13 protein-coding genes are annotated in these 15,324 nt (G+C 35.6%); all 13 read left to right on the plus strand.

Translation table 11 applies throughout. The features are described 5' to 3' along the window. Nucleotides 1–554: 554 nt before the first annotated feature. Nucleotides 555–1,673, plus strand: a complete 1,119-nt coding sequence (citZ, locus tag BUB45_RS12880; protein ID WP_073010110.1) for a citrate synthase — start codon at nt 555–557, stop codon at nt 1,671–1,673. A 152-nt stretch (nt 1,674–1,825) separates the two neighbouring features. Beyond that, on the plus strand, nt 1,826–3,097 hold the full coding sequence (icd, locus tag BUB45_RS12885; RefSeq protein ID WP_073010113.1) for an NADP-dependent isocitrate dehydrogenase: 1,272 nt from the start codon (nt 1,826–1,828) through the stop codon (nt 3,095–3,097). A gap of 130 nt (nt 3,098–3,227) precedes the next feature. After that, a complete protein-coding gene (gene mdh / locus BUB45_RS12890; RefSeq protein ID WP_073010117.1) occupies nt 3,228–4,166 on the plus strand; it encodes a malate dehydrogenase in 939 nt (312 codons plus the stop codon). A gap of 538 nt (nt 4,167–4,704) precedes the next feature. Then, nucleotides 4,705–5,190, plus strand: coding sequence for a MaoC/PaaZ C-terminal domain-containing protein (locus tag BUB45_RS12895; RefSeq protein WP_073010299.1), 486 nt, complete (start codon nt 4,705–4,707; stop codon nt 5,188–5,190). A 193-nt stretch (nt 5,191–5,383) separates the two neighbouring features. Then, entirely contained in the window at nt 5,384–6,076 is a 693-nt protein-coding gene (locus BUB45_RS12900) for a response regulator transcription factor (RefSeq protein WP_073010119.1), read from the plus strand. After that, nucleotides 6,076–7,461, plus strand: coding sequence for a two-component system histidine kinase PnpS (pnpS, locus tag BUB45_RS12905; RefSeq protein WP_073010122.1), 1,386 nt, complete (start codon nt 6,076–6,078; stop codon nt 7,459–7,461). Before BUB45_RS12900 ends, pnpS begins: the two co-directional genes overlap by 1 nt. A 255-nt stretch (nt 7,462–7,716) precedes the next feature. Then, nucleotides 7,717–10,359, plus strand: coding sequence for a DNA polymerase I (gene polA / locus BUB45_RS12910; protein WP_073010125.1), 2,643 nt, complete (start codon nt 7,717–7,719; stop codon nt 10,357–10,359). A gap of 12 nt (nt 10,360–10,371) precedes the next feature. Beyond that, entirely contained in the window at nt 10,372–11,205 is an 834-nt protein-coding gene (gene mutM, locus BUB45_RS12915) for a DNA-formamidopyrimidine glycosylase (RefSeq protein WP_073010128.1), read from the plus strand. 4 nt (nt 11,206–11,209) lie between these two features. Further along, the gene (gene coaE / locus BUB45_RS12920) at nt 11,210–11,815 is read left to right on the plus strand and encodes a dephospho-CoA kinase (RefSeq protein WP_073010131.1); all 606 of its coding nucleotides are present in this window, start codon (nt 11,210–11,212) and stop codon (nt 11,813–11,815) included. A 484-nt stretch (nt 11,816–12,299) separates the two neighbouring features. Continuing rightward, the gene (locus BUB45_RS12925) at nt 12,300–13,331 is read left to right on the plus strand and encodes a glyceraldehyde-3-phosphate dehydrogenase (RefSeq protein ID WP_073010133.1); all 1,032 of its coding nucleotides are present in this window, start codon (nt 12,300–12,302) and stop codon (nt 13,329–13,331) included. Between the two features lie 331 nt (nt 13,332–13,662). Next, nucleotides 13,663–14,034, plus strand: a complete 372-nt coding sequence (speD, locus tag BUB45_RS12930; protein ID WP_073010135.1) for an adenosylmethionine decarboxylase — start codon at nt 13,663–13,665, stop codon at nt 14,032–14,034. A 382-nt stretch (nt 14,035–14,416) separates the two neighbouring features. Further along, entirely contained in the window at nt 14,417–14,809 is a 393-nt protein-coding gene (locus BUB45_RS12935) for a cytosolic protein (protein ID WP_073010137.1), read from the plus strand. A gap of 27 nt (nt 14,810–14,836) precedes the next feature. Next, nucleotides 14,837–15,319 carry a transcriptional regulator NrdR gene (gene nrdR / locus BUB45_RS12940; RefSeq protein ID WP_073010139.1) on the plus strand — a complete coding sequence of 161 codons (483 nt, stop codon included), beginning with the start codon at nt 14,837–14,839 and terminating at the stop codon, nt 15,317–15,319. Nucleotides 15,320–15,324 lie beyond the last annotated feature (5 nt).

Below are 15,324 nucleotides of genomic sequence, written 5' to 3' on the forward strand. Positions count from 1 at the left end.
TTCTTATAATTTTCCTTCTGTTAGTTAAACAGAGAAGTACTCCTCGCTTAAAACAATCTAAACATGTAGCATAGAAAAAAACTCTTTTAAAATAGGAGAAAAACTTGGCTACGATCAAGTCTTTATGGGGATAAAACACCGGCGTTTTACTTATATGATAAAACCTAAATTTTGATGCTTTCCTTAAGTGTAAAAAAGAAAGGATAACTTCCCTACGCATTAAAAACTTACTATATATTTATGCAAGTCCAAATAAAATTAGTATTACAATCTTTTATTTTTTTAGTTTTCTAGTTTATAGTCTTAATTTATTGGGTAAATACTACTATGTTTTTGCTGTAAATTAGCCTTCCTTATTCACCAAAGTTGAAGCTAGGGAAACTCTTTTTTGCAAATTATGAAAGCTTCTAGTAAAATTTAATAGTAAGTGAATCGGTTTCAATTCACATTAGATTCATAATACTTTATAATTATCATTGGGGGATATTATTTAGTTCTTAGATTGTATGTCGAAAGATAGTACACTGAATAATTTACAAAGGAGAGGGTTTGTTATGACAACAACAACGAAAGGGCTTGAGGGAGTTGTAGCAACTCAATCGTCAATTAGTTCCATAATAGATGATCAGCTTACATATGTAGGCTATAAGATTGATGATTTGGCTAAAAATTCCAGTTTTGAAGAAGTGATTTTTTTACTATGGAATCAAAGACTTCCGAAACAAGATGAGCTAGACGAATTAAAAAAAGAGCTTGCTTCAAATATGGTAGTACCAGAAGCAATTATTAAACATTTACATTCTTATGATTTGTCAACTGTACATCCAATGACTGCTCTACGCACCGCAGTTTCTATGTTAGGTTTGTACGATGAAGAAGCAGAAGTAATGGAAGCGCAAGCAAACAAGCGAAAAGCTATTCGTATTCAAGCAAAAATAGCTTCTATCGTAACCGCTTTTGCACGGATTCGTAAAGGAAAGGATCCTGTTCAGCCTAAGCTAAGTTATAATTATGCTGAAAATCTACTATTCATGTTAAATGGTAAAGAACCGAAAGAAATTGAAGTAGAAGCTATGAACAAAGCACTTGTTCTTCACGCAGACCATGAACTTAATGCTTCCACTTTTACAGCAAGAGTGTGTGTTGCAACACTGTCTGATATTTATTCAGGTATGACAGCTGCAATAGGTGCATTAAAAGGTCCGTTGCATGGTGGAGCTAATGAGGCTGTTATGAAAATGCTTACAGAAATTGGCGAAGAAGAAAATGCGATCCCTTACATTCAAGAAAAGTTAGACAATAAAGAGAAAATCATGGGAATGGGCCATCGTGTCTATAAAAGTGGGGATCCAAGAGCGAAATTTTTAAAAGAAATGTCGAAACAGTTAACAGAATTAATTGGCGAACCAAAATGGTATAAAATGTCAGTAAAAATTGAAGATTATATAAAGGATCACAAAGGTTTGCCGGCAAATGTTGATTTTTATTCTGCTTCTGTATATCACAGCTTAGGAATTGATCATGATTTGTTCACACCGATTTTTGCAGTAAGTAGAACATCGGGATGGCTGGCTCATATTCTTGAGCAATACGCTGATAATCGTTTAATCCGTCCACGTGCAGAATATACAGGGCCTATCTCGCCAGAATACAGTACAATTGATAAACGATAGTATGTAGCTAATTTTAGATTAACCGATTATTTTCTACTACAGCAACGAAGAGAAAATGATTCTTATAAATAAGGACAGTGTGCAAAAGATGTTCATTGGAACTTATTTTTGCTAAACTATATACAGAATGAATTTAGGAGGTAATCATTGTTATGACAAAGGGAGAAAAAATTGTTGTAGAAAATGGAAAAATGGATGTACCAAACCACCCGATTATTCCATTTATTGAAGGTGACGGTACAGGTCCAGATATTTGGTCAGCTGCGCGTGAAGTAATCGAAGCTGCTGTGGAGAAAGCGTATAATGGGGAGAAAGCAATTGATTGGCTGGAAGTATATGCTGGAAAAAAAGCTTACGATAAAACAGGCGAATGGCTACCTCAAGATACATTAGATAAAATTAACCAATATAAAATTGCGATTAAAGGACCATTAACGACCCCTGTTGGCGGCGGATTCCGTTCACTAAACGTGGCACTTCGTCAAGAACTTGATTTATTTACTTGCTTACGTCCGGTACGATATTTCGACGGTGTTCCATCTCCAGTTAAACGTCCTGAAGATGTGGACATGGTCATTTTCCGTGAGAACACAGAAGATATTTATGCAGGAATTGAATGGCAAAAAGGTTCAGAAGAAGTAAATAAAGTTATTAAATTTTTACAAAAAGAAATGAATGTTTCTAATATTCGTTTCCCTGAAACTTCTGGGATTGGTGTTAAACCAGTATCTGAAGAAGGAACGAAACGTTTGGTGCGTGCAAGTATCCAATATGCACTCAATGAAGGACGCAAAAGTGTTACTTTAGTACATAAAGGTAACATCATGAAGTTCACAGAAGGCGCTTTTAAAAATTGGGGATATGAAGTAGCAGAACAAGAATTTGCTAATCAAGTATTCACTTGGGCAGAATACGACCGCATTGTTGAAAGAGAAGGCAAAGATGCTGCTAACAAAGCGCAAGATGAAGCAGTTGCTGCAGGAAAAATTATTGTTAAAGATGCGATTGCAGATATTTTCTTGCAACAAATTCTCACGCGTCCAAAAGAGTTTGATGTAGTAGCAACGATGAATTTAAATGGAGATTATATTTCTGATGCTCTTGCTGCACAGGTAGGAGGAATTGGCATAGCTCCAGGGGCAAACATTAACTATGATACAGGGCATGCTATTTTCGAAGCGACACATGGGACAGCTCCTAAATATGCAGGCATGGATAAAGTAAATCCTTCATCCGTTATCCTATCTGCTGTTTTAATGCTTGAACATTTGGAGTGGAGAGAGGCAGCTAACTTGATCACGAAAGCGATGGATAAAACAATCGCTTCTAAGGTCGTCACGTATGATTTTGCACGTTTAATGGACGGTGCTAAAGAAGTGAAATGTTCAGAGTTTGGAAAAGAATTAATTAAAAACATGGACTAATAACAAATTTGCTGCACAATAGACGTAAATTTTACGTCTATTGTGTGATGAATGCACACATAGATATTGTGAAGTTTTTGCCGAACTAATCGACTAACTTTATACCAAATAGAACAAAGGGGTTTTTATGATGGCAATAAAGAGAAGTAAAATTTCTGTAATCGGTTCCGGATTCACTGGTGCGACGACTGCATTAATGCTTGCGCAAAAAGAACTAGGTGATGTGGTACTTGTTGATATACCTAATATGGAAGATCCAACCAAAGGTAAAGCTTTAGACATGCTAGAGGCTAGTCCTGTTCAGGGTTTTGATGCGTCTATTATTGGTACCTCGAATTACGAAGATACAAAAGACTCAGACTTGGTAATTATTACAGCGGGGATTGCTCGTAAGCCAGGAATGAGTCGTGACGACTTAGTGAATACAAATGCTAAGATTATGAAGTCTGTAACACAAGAAATTATGAAATATTCTCCGGAAACGTATATCGTCGTATTAACAAATCCAGTTGATGCTATGACATACACAGTATTTAAAGAATCTGGTTTGCCAAAAGAGCGGGTAATTGGGCAGTCAGGTGTACTAGATACAGCTCGTTTTCGAACTTTTGTTGCCCAAGAATTAAATGTTTCTGTTAAAGATGTCACAGGATTTGTACTAGGCGGACACGGGGATGATATGGTGCCTTTAATTCGCTACTCTTATGCTGGTGGAATTCCACTCGAAACACTAATATCTAAAGAACGTTTAGATGCTATTGTAGAAAGAACAAGAAAAGGCGGTGGAGAAATAGTAGGGTTACTTGGTAATGGAAGTGCTTATTATGCTCCTGCTGCTTCGCTTACAGTAATGGCCGAAGCAATTTTGAAGGATCAGCGTCGTGTTCTACCTGCTATTGCTTACCTTGAAGGAGAATATGGCTATTCAAACATTTATCTTGGAGTGCCAACTGTATTAGGTGGAAATGGTATAGAAAAGGTCATCGAGCTTGAATTAACGGAAGAGGAGAAAGCTGCACTTGATAAATCGGCAGATTCGGTTAAAAAAGTGTTAGATGTCTTAAATTAAAGGCTTATAGCATAACGAAAAACACATGAAACAAATTGTCGTTTCATGTGTTTTTTTGTACTATAGGAAAGCATACACTTTTATGGTTTATCCCCAACATAAGGTGCTGTAAGACTCCTGCTTCAAGAATTGGAGAGTGAAGTTGATCAAGTAAGTCGGAGATAACAGCACTTAAATCGCTACGTCGCTAAATGGGCGCTTGCACCTTTGTTCAGGTCTACGAAGTTATAAAATTTTGCAGCTGTGGATAAACTTACTAAGTTATTTAACCACGTCCGGCTCCAGCGCCCAGCAACTAGGCGACTTCACGAAATCGCCCTACGATAAGTCATCATCGGTTCGTTCCTCACCGTGATTCCTTTATTTCAGTTGATTCGTTCCACTCGCTACGTTGCTAACCGGGCGCTTGCACCTTTGTTCTACTATCCCGGTATTTCGTTTGAAGTACTACAAAAGCCTAGTTTAGTAGATTACATCATAGGGATTGGCAAATGACTGAATTTTTGCTATAATAGAAATCGCTTACATGGATTGGGGGATGAAAGGATTGATTGGAAAAAGACGACCGTTAGGCAAATCCTTATATGATATTAAAATAGGTGATACGTGCAGTCGAACGACTCGAATGAATGATCGAGATTTATTGTTGTACTTAGGGTTAACGGATGATGCCAACCCGTTATATTTACAACATGACTATGCTTCATTAACACCTTATAAACAACCAATCGTGCCATCTGTCATGCTGTATGGCATGGTATCTTCTTTAGTATCTATGGAATTGCCAGGGCCAGGAAGCCATATTGTTCATCACGAAATGGTTTTCCCTAGAGCAGTCTATCATAATTCCGAAGTAGATATTTCTCTAGAAGTAATTGCCATTGACGAGAGCAATCAACGCCTCGCTATGAATGTAGTTGCAAAGGATGAGGAAGGAGAAGTCGTTTTAAACGGTAAATTGTATGTGACACCAGCTCATAAACCAAATACGTTAACTGCGCAATCTTTAGAAAACTTCTTTTAAAACTACTCTAAAACTTTGTTCATAACTTATCCCTTATTAGCATAAACTGTATTATCGTTCAATCAACATTCCTTTTCATACATTGATACTGTGTAAAAATAAATTTACAAATTCTTATCGTATTCACATTCTAAACAATTCAGTGTAAGATGGAGATGGAACCTATTAAAGTATGTAGAAACGGGGACTGGATATGAACGAGAAAATTTTAATTGTAGATGACGAGAAATCTATTGTAACATTGCTTAACTTTAATATCGAGAAAGCGGGCTTTGTGACAGATGTTGCTTATGACGGTTATGAAGCAGTACAAAAAGCACAAAGCAACAATTATGATTTGATTGTTTTAGATCTTATGCTCCCTGAGATGGATGGCATGGATGTTTGTAGGTATTTAAGAAATAACCAGATAAATACACCGATTCTTATGCTTACTGCTAAAGATGAGGAATTTGATAAAGTACTTGGATTGGAATTAGGTGCAGATGATTATTTAACGAAGCCTTTTAGCCCAAAAGAAGTGGTGGCTAGAATTAAAGCTATTTTACGAAGAGCAAAGAGAGTAGAAAAATCTAATTTTTCATTTATACAAGTTGGTGATTTAACAGTGTTCCCTGAAAGATATGAAGCAGAAATGGCGGGGAAAGTGATTACCTTTACGAGAAAAGAATTTGAACTGTTATATTATCTAGCAAAGAATAAAGGAAAGGTTATTTCACGTGACCAACTTCTTAGCGGTGTATGGGATTATGATTTTGTTGGTGATACCCGTATTGTGGATGTTCATGTTTCTCATTTACGGGATAAAATAGAACCAGATTCTAAAAAACCTGTTTATATTAAAACGGTACGAGGTCTTGGTTATAAATTGGAGGACCCTAGTTAATGCGATTTTTGTTTGAAAAACCTATATTCGGTTACACAGTAGGTGTTTTTTTAGTTGTTTTAGTAACCGGTATTCTGTTAAGCGTTTTAATTGGAGATTATCTAGTATTAGCTGCAGTACTAGTAATTCAATTTATCGTTTTATTGTTATTTATCATTCATTTATATGAATCAGTCTTAAAGCCTATTAAAAAAGCAACCAAGACAGTGGATGAGATTGTAAAAGGTAATTATCGAGCTAGATTTCATCATCCAAGTACAGATAGTATTGGACAGTTAAGTACGAAGATTAATGCTTTAGCGCGAAATTTAAATGAATTAACTATTCAAGAGCAAATGCAGGCAGAACAATTATCAACGATTATAGAAAATACACAGAGTGGACTTGTTTTAATAGATGCCAAAGGGTATATCCACTTTGTTAACCGTAAATTTCTTGTTATGTTTGGGCAAACAACGAATGATTTTCAAGGTCATCTTTATTATGATGTGCTGCACAATGAAGTTATTCATGAAACGGTTCAAAAAACCTTTTTATACGAACGAAATATTAAAGAAGAGTTTACGCATTATAAAGGCTTGGATAAATACTATATTGAGATAGTTGGCGCTCCTATTTTTGATGAACGTAATTTATTAAAAGGGGCGGTGCTCGTACTTTATGATATAACGGAGTTGAAAAAACTAGAATTAATGCGAAAAGACTTTGTGGCGAATGTTTCGCATGAGTTAAAAACGCCGATTACGTCTATTAAAGGGTTTGCTGAGACATTATTAGATAATCCGATGAAAGATTTAGAGAGAAATAAGGAATTTTTAGAAATAATATATAACGAGAGTCATCGGTTACAATTATTAATTCAGGATTTGTTGATTCTTTCTCGACTAGAAAAGGAAAATCATCAACTGGTTCTTTCCACTTTTACTATGCATGAATTGGTAGATGAAGTAATTCCAGTTATACATCAAAAGTTTGCTGATAAGGGATTGACATTTGATAAATCTGTTGAAGAAAGTTTACAACTTACAGCGGATAAAGAGAAAGTGAAGCAAATTATTATTAATCTTATCGATAACGCTATAAACTATACACCAGAACAAGGCCATATTTATTTACGAATTATGGAGCAGGGCAATAAAGCACTTATTGAAGTAGAGGATACAGGGATAGGTATTGAAAAGAAAGCTCTGCCTCGTATATTTGAACGTTTTTACAGAGTAGATAAAGCTAGAAGCCGTAATACCGGAGGCACTGGGCTCGGCTTAGCGATTGTCAAACATATTGTAGAAGTACACGATGGTACGATTGATATAGAAAGTGAAATTAATAAAGGGACAAAGATAATGGTTAGTTTGCCAATGAATAAGGACGATAAGGCACAATAACGAATAAAAGGGATAGGAGAGAAACTTAAGTGTCTCCTATCCCTTTTTTCTTAATTGATAGAAAATTAGGGGTGAGTAGTAGATAAGACGAGCTACAGCTAAGTTTTAATAAAAACAGCGAGCTTGGCTTATTTTCTTACTATACATTTAGAATATTGTAGTATAAAGAAAATAGACGTGGCGCATACGGCGTTTCACTTTATAGGGATAGAATGATAAAATATGCTTAATGATGAAATAATCGGAGGCGAAACTATGAGCAATAAATTGGTATTAATTGATGGTAACAGTATTATTTACCGTGCATTCTTCGCGTTACCGCTTTTAAATAACGATAAAGGCGTATATACAAATGCTGTTTATGGCTTTACAACCATGCTATTAAGAATGATAGAGGAAGAAAAGCCTACACATATGTTGGTCGCATTTGATGCCGGTAAAACAACTTTTAGACATGATACATATAAGGAATATAAAGGAGGAAGACAAAAAACACCTCCAGAACTATCGGAACAATTTCCTTTATTAAAAGAAGTATTAGATGCATTTTCTATCCCACATTATGAACTGGATAATTATGAGGCAGATGATATAATCGGTACACTATCTAAGCAAGTAGAAGAAAATGGATGGGAAGTAACCGTTATATCTGGTGATAAAGACTTGCTTCAATTAGTTTCTGATCACGTGACTGTAAGTTTGACTAAAAAAGGAATTAGCGATGTTGAGCGTTATACACCTGCTTTTTTAAAGGAAAAAATGGAAATTACGCAAGAACAAATTATTGATTTGAAAGCATTAATGGGAGATAATTCAGATAATATACCAGGTGTCCCTGGGGTGGGGGAGAAAACGGCAGTCAAATTACTAAAACAATTTCATACTTTAGAAAATGTGTATGACCATTTGGAAGATGTTAGTGGGAAAAAGCTGAAAGAGAAGCTAGCAACTCATAAAGAAGAAGCCTTTATGAGTAAAGAACTTGTAACCATTAATCGATCTTCACCCATTACAATTAAACCCGACGATGTTATCTATAACGGGTATGCGCAAGATAAAGTCAGAGCGATTTTTACCGAACTTGGCTTTCAATCATTATTAACTCGAATACAAGGGTCTGAAGAAGATAAGCCAATGGAAAACCCGGAACAACACCCACCAATTGAATTTTCAATATTAGAGGAAGTAAACGATGACTTGTTTACGGGAGAAGAAGCACTTATTGTTGAAATGTTAGAAGAAAATTATCATCAAGCATCCATTCAAGGCTTTTCCATCGTTAATGAAGAAGCGGCTTACTTTTTACCAAAAGATATTGCCATCCAATCAAGTCAATTTCAATCATGGTTAAGGAATTCTTCCATGAAAAAATTTGTATTTGATGCCAAAAAAACATTCGTTTCGTTATCACGAGCTAATATGCACATTGAAGGTATTGCGTTTGATATGCTATTAGCCTCTTATTTAATTAACCCATCGGAAAATAATCATGATATACCAGCTATTAGCCACAGATTAGGTAGAACGGATGTGTATCTAGATGATGAAGTGTATGGGAAGGGAGCGAAGCGGAAAATTCCCGAACAGCCAGTTTTTAGAGAACATGTGGTAAGAAAAGCAACCATGCTTTATGAACTAAAGCCACAGATGGAAAAACAACTTGAAGAAAATGAACAGTACGAATTATTTAAGGAGTTAGAAATGCCATTGGCGCTTATTCTTGGAGAGATGGAGCATACAGGCGTGCTTGTTGATACAAAACGTTTAGAAGAAATGCGCAACGACTTGAAAAATCGTTTAGCAGAATTAGAGAAAGAGGTTCATGAATTGGCTGGTGAGGAGTTTAATTTAAACTCTCCAAAACAGCTGGGTCCGATTCTGTTTGAAAAACTAGGTCTCCCAGTTATTAAGAAGACTAAAACGGGTTATTCCACTGCTGCTGATGTGTTAGAACAACTTCAGGATGAGCATGAAATTATTCCGAAGCTATTATTATATCGCCAATTAGGTAAATTGCAGTCTACTTATATTGAAGGATTATTAAAAGTAGTAGATGAAAAAACAGATAAAATTCACACTCGTTTTAATCAAGCACTAACGCAAACAGGTCGTTTAAGCTCCATCGAACCAAACTTACAAAATATCCCTATACGTTTGGAAGAAGGTAGAAAAATACGTCAAGCCTTTATTCCTGCTCAAAAGGATTGGGTTATGTTTGCTGCTGATTACTCTCAAATTGAGTTGAGAGTATTAGCACATATTGCGCGTGATGAAAAATTGATGACCGCATTTAAACAGGAAAAAGATATTCATACGCAGACAGCGATGGACGTCTTTCATGTGAACAAAGAAGAAGTTTCCGCAAATATGCGTAGACAAGCAAAAGCAGTTAATTTCGGTATAGTATACGGCATTAGTGATTACGGATTATCGCAGAACCTAGGTATTACGCGAAAAGAAGCAAAACAGTTTATTAATCGATATTTTGAAAGTTATCCTGGTGTAAAGATATACATGGACGAGATCGTTCAAGAAGCAAAACATAAGGGGTACGTTAGCACAATTATGAATCGCAGAAGATATTTACCGGATATTACCAGTCGTAACTTTAATCAAAGAAGCTTTGCTGAACGAACTGCTATGAATACGCCAATTCAAGGAAGTGCAGCGGACATTATTAAAAAAGCAATGATTGATTTGCATGGTAAGCTAGAGGAAGAACAGTTGCAAGCACGAATTTTATTGCAAGTACACGATGAGTTGATTTTAGAAGCACCACAGTCTGAGGTAGAAACATTAAAAGAAATAGTGCCAGCTATTATGGAACATACAGTGGATTTAAATGTACCTTTAAAGGTTGATTATGCTTATGGAGATAGTTGGTTTGATGCTAAGTAAGGAGTTAAGGAGATGCCGGAATTACCAGAAGTAGAAACTATTCGCAAAACGTTAAAACGATTTGTAATCAACAGAACGATTGATCAAATAGATATTTATTGGCCAAAAATAATTAAGCAACCTGATGATATGATGCAATTTCAGTCAGAGATTATAGGGCAAAAAATATTAGACATTCACCGAAAAGGGAAATTTTTATTGTTTGAATTAAATGATTATATTCTCGTTTCACATCTTCGAATGGAAGGGAAATATAGCGTTCATCAAGAAGGAGAACCGGTAAAGAAACATACACATATTATCTTTCGATTTTCTACCGGAGAAGAATTACGTTATAATGACGTCCGAAAATTTGGCACGATGCATTTGTTTCATCGCGGAGAGGAAATGAATCAAAAGCCGTTATGTTTGTTAGGTCCTGACCCATTCGATGATGCATTTACGGTAGAATATTTTATTGAGAAGCTGAAAAAAACAAAGCGCGTTATTAAATCCGCTTTATTAGATCAAACGATTGTAGCTGGATTAGGAAACATCTATGTAGATGAAACGTTGTTCAAGGCGCGTATTCATCCTTTAATACCAGCAAACAAATTAACACAGAAAGAAATAAAAGAAGTTCGCAAGCAAGCCATTGCTACTTTAGAAGAAGCTGTATTGCAGGGCGGTACAACGATACGCTCTTATGTCAATAGTCAAGGTGAAATGGGGATGTTTCAACAAAAACTTTATGTATACGGTCAAGAAAATCAAGCTTGTAAAACATGTGGTAATACAATCGCTAAATTAAAGGTTGGTGGACGTGGCACACATATTTGTACAAGCTGTCAGCCGATAAAGAGGTGATATAATGAGTGTAATTATTGGTCTAACTGGTAGTATTGCAACGGGAAAAAGTACCATTTCTTTAATGTTTGATGATTTTCGTATTCCTGTTATTGATGCGGATAAACTTGCTAGGGAAGTTGTAAAACCTGGGGAGCAAGCATATGAAGAAATTATTCGACATTTCGGTTCGGAAATCTTACGTGAGGATAAGACATTAAATCGAGAATTGCTAGGTGAAATTATATTTGCAGATGAACAGAAGCGAGAGCAATTAAATCATATTGTTCATCCTGCTGTAAGAAAAAAAATGGTTGAAAAAAGAGACGCTTATCTTCAATCAGGATATACAAGTGTTGTGCTTGATATTCCTTTATTGTTTGAGAATAATTTGAGTTCGCTCGTTGATAAAACGATTGTTGTTTATGTTGATGAAGCTACGCAATTACAGCGTTTAATGGAGAGGGACGACTATTCTGAAGCAGAAGCCAAGCAACGAATAAAAGCGCAAATGCCTATAACAGAAAAAGTCAAAAAAGCTGACGGGGTTATTGATAATACTGGATCAAAATTTGCATCTTTTGAGCAATTGGAAAAGTTGCTATTATCATGGAATATACTCCCTGATTAAATCAAAAAACATTCGCATCCATTCTCGGTGTGAATGTTTTTTTAAGAAAGCATAGAACTACGGGTTTCCCGCATAAGAAAAAAGAAAGCCCTGAGCAAGTTTTTCTAAAAAGATATTAATTTATAAAGTGAGGTGTTTGTAGATAAGGAATCACCCAACAGCTAGGCGACATCATGAAGTAGCCTTAGGATAAGCCGCCATCGTTTCGGCCACTTACTGTGATGCCTTTATCTTCGTTGATTTGTTTCATTCGCTACGTTGTTAAACAGACGACCTACGCTTTGTTCTTATAAAAACCAAAAACATGAAAAAGCTCCTCAATCATTAAAAATGAAGGGCATACCTCAAACCACGTTAGTTCGAAATCATAAGAAAACTGAAATATATTTGAATTTGAGTTTTGTAGTCACATATATATTTAAATGTGTTATACTAATTAATAAATAAACTAAAAAAAGTATAACTCATAATAGGAGGAAGTCGTATGAGAAAAACGAGAATTGCAATAAATGGATTTGGCCGTATTGGGCGAATGGTTTTTCGACAAGCGATAAAAGATAAAAATCTAAATGTGGTAGCCATTAATGCTAGTTATCCAGCTGAAACGTTAGCGCATTTAATTAAATATGACAGCGTACATGGAATTTTAGACGAGGAAGTGAAACCGCTTCAAAAAGGGATTATGGTAGGAGAAAGCCATGTTGAATTAGTTAATTCTCGAGTTCCCGAACAATTACCGTGGGAGGAACTAGCAATTGATGTCGTAATTGAAGCTACTGGGAAATTCAAAACAAAAGAAAGCGCTGGTGGGCATCTTCGTGCAGGAGCTAAAAAAGTTGTCATTACTGCACCAGGTAAAGAAGTAGATCAAACGATAGTAATGGGAGTTAATGAAGATGCTTATGATCCACAAAAGCATGATGTTGTTTCCAATGCTTCTTGTACTACAAACTGCCTTGCACCTGTTGTAAAAATTATTGACGATTATTTCGGTATCGAAAATGGGTTAATGACGACTGTACATGCTTTTACAAATGACCAAAAAAACATTGATAATCCACATAAAGACTTAAGAAGAGCTAGAGGTTGCACCCAATCTATTATCCCAACTTCTACTGGTGCAGCTAAAGCTTTGGGAGAAGTGCTCCCTCATTTAAATGGCAAACTTCATGGCATGGCTCTACGTGTACCAACACCTAACGTTTCATTAGTAGATCTTGTAGTGGATGTAAAAAATGAAGTTACAGCTAGACAAGTTAATGAAGTATTTAAAAAAGCTGCCGAAGCTGACTATAGCGGCATTATTCAGTATAGTGATGAGCCACTAGTGTCTATTGATTATACAACTACTGAATTTTCCGCCATTATAGATGGTCTGTCAACGATAGTCATGGAGGGGCGCAAAATAAAAGTATTAGCATGGTATGATAATGAATGGGGCTACTCTAAGCGTGTATTGGATTTAACGAAACATGTAGGTTATTATCTTGCTGAAAAGCATATGCAAATGAGCTAAGTAACATCAAATGAACAAGCAGCAAGTTTTACGTTTGACACTTCTACAATATTATAATGTTCCGTATCCAGTCGGTCTTGTAAGTAAAAATGATGGCGCTGACAATCAGTGGGGATAATGAATTGCCCTACTGATTGAAGATTCACTTTATGGGAAAAATTATATTTCAAGAACGTACTTATGTAAAGTTCACTCTGAACGAAATGAAAATATTGCAATCCATACAGAAAACGTTTATACTTTTCGTTGTATTCAAATGGAACAATCATACTATAATTATAGTTATGAGCTTTTCAATTAAATGAAGAACACTATAAGGATGAAGTAGTGAATGGATACAAAGGGAAGGCATATCATTGTTGAACTTTGGAAATGCAATAAAGATGTATTAAATAACATAATAGAAATGGAACGTTTTTTCGTTGAAGCTGCTTTAAAGGCTGGAGCAGAAATTAGAGAAGTTACGTTTCATAAGTTTGCACCAATTGGAATAAGTGGTGTCATTATTATTTCTGAATCTCATCTTACGGTACATAGTTTCCCAGAACATGGGTATGCTAGTGTTGATGTATATACGTGTGGATACAGTATTGATCCTTACATAGCGGTAGAATTTATATCCCAACACTTGCAGGCAAGCAAAGTAGAAAAAATGGAAATCACAAGAGGAATGGGAACATTACGTTTCAGCAATGAAAAATAAGTAATTCATATCCTTTCTACAGTTATTATGTAAGTAGAAAAAATAGAGCGTGTGGTACTGAATGTGCTGAATCAGAGTCTATACGGGATTGGTGTTAAGCCAAGTTTTCTAAGCTGAGGGAAACTGACATCATCGAAAGCATAACATAATGACAATAATGGGTTGATAGACACAACATAGTCTATCAACCCATTGTTGTCTATGTGTATAGTTTATTAGAAGAAATAGATTCTGAAGTAATGTATGCTTTATGTACGTAAGGTCTGTTAGTCAAAGGCTTGCGCTATTTGCTGTTGTTATGATATAGAGGTTTTACGAAAAACATGTTAAAATGAAACTACTATACAATAGAATATCTATGTTATGAAGGTGGCTTTTTAGAATGGGTTTTCGGAATACCATTTCCAAATATTTTAGTAATCATGCTGAAACACAAGATAATCATTGGGATGACAGTTTACAAACACATTATTATAAAACAACGAAAGACAAAGCAATGCAAGCACTTGAAAATTTATTTCAACAGTCATCCAAATACCGCATTCATGCTATGTCCAAAGAGCATGGAGAATTAAGTATACACGTTAAAAAAGGGAAAAAAGCATTTATTATTGCAACAGTAATTATGGTACGACCATATCAAACCGCTATTGATTTTTCTGTTACAACAGAATCTCAACTACCAATAGATTTTGGTTATAGTACAAAAGTCATTCAACAATTATATAGAGAAATAAATAAAGCATTACCTTTCATCACGAAACAAGACAGGTAACGGTTGAAATGAGGAGTGGGCAGAACGATGAGATGTTCAAATTGCCAAAATAAAAGCACAAAAGTACTCGATTCCAGACCAATAGAAGAAGGACAAGCAATTCGGCGAAGAAGAGAGTGTGAACGTTGTGGCTTCCGGTTTACAACATTCGAACGGATTGAAGATGTACCGTTAATCGTAGTGAAAAAAGACGGCGCGAGGCAAGAATTTAGTCGGGATAAGTTAGTTCGTGGCTTAATTAAAGCTTGTGAAAAACGCCCTGTACCGTTAGAAACCATTGAAGATATTGCTTTAAATGTAGAAAAAGAATTACGAAATGAAGGTATTTCAGAAGTTCATAGTAAAGATGTAGGGGAACAAATTATGGACCGCCTTTCTGATGTCGATGAAGTTGCATATGTACGTTTTGCTTCAGTATATAGACAATTTAAGGATATAAATGTTTTCCTAGACGAGCTAAAGGATATTATGAATAATAATAAAGAATATAACACGGATGGAAAGGGTTAGATGGG

The sequence above is a fragment of the Virgibacillus chiguensis genome, from assembly GCF_900129865.1.
GTDB lineage: Bacteria > Bacillota > Bacilli > Bacillales > Amphibacillaceae > Virgibacillus > Virgibacillus chiguensis.

What these genes read in the sequence shown, in the direction of transcription:
- citZ (WP_073010110.1), top strand. Translation starts at nt 555, where the DNA reads ATGACAACAACAACGAAAGGGCTTGAGGGAGTTGTAGCAACTCAATCG.
- nrdR (WP_073010139.1), top strand. Translation starts at nt 14,837, where the DNA reads ATGAGATGTTCAAATTGCCAAAATAAAAGCACAAAAGTACTCGATTCC.
- BUB45_RS12935 (WP_073010137.1), top strand. Translation starts at nt 14,417, where the DNA reads ATGGGTTTTCGGAATACCATTTCCAAATATTTTAGTAATCATGCTGAA.
- BUB45_RS12895 (WP_073010299.1), top strand. Translation starts at nt 4,705, where the DNA reads ATGAAAGGATTGATTGGAAAAAGACGACCGTTAGGCAAATCCTTATAT.
- polA (WP_073010125.1), top strand. Translation starts at nt 7,717, where the DNA reads ATGAGCAATAAATTGGTATTAATTGATGGTAACAGTATTATTTACCGT.
- BUB45_RS12900 (WP_073010119.1), top strand. Translation starts at nt 5,384, where the DNA reads ATGAACGAGAAAATTTTAATTGTAGATGACGAGAAATCTATTGTAACA.
- BUB45_RS12925 (WP_073010133.1), top strand. Translation starts at nt 12,300, where the DNA reads ATGAGAAAAACGAGAATTGCAATAAATGGATTTGGCCGTATTGGGCGA.
- mdh (WP_073010117.1), top strand. Translation starts at nt 3,228, where the DNA reads ATGGCAATAAAGAGAAGTAAAATTTCTGTAATCGGTTCCGGATTCACT.
- coaE (WP_073010131.1), top strand. Translation starts at nt 11,210, where the DNA reads ATGAGTGTAATTATTGGTCTAACTGGTAGTATTGCAACGGGAAAAAGT.
- mutM (WP_073010128.1), top strand. Translation starts at nt 10,372, where the DNA reads ATGCCGGAATTACCAGAAGTAGAAACTATTCGCAAAACGTTAAAACGA.
- icd (WP_073010113.1), top strand. Translation starts at nt 1,826, where the DNA reads ATGACAAAGGGAGAAAAAATTGTTGTAGAAAATGGAAAAATGGATGTA.
- speD (WP_073010135.1), top strand. Translation starts at nt 13,663, where the DNA reads ATGGATACAAAGGGAAGGCATATCATTGTTGAACTTTGGAAATGCAAT.
- pnpS (WP_073010122.1), top strand. Translation starts at nt 6,076, where the DNA reads ATGCGATTTTTGTTTGAAAAACCTATATTCGGTTACACAGTAGGTGTT.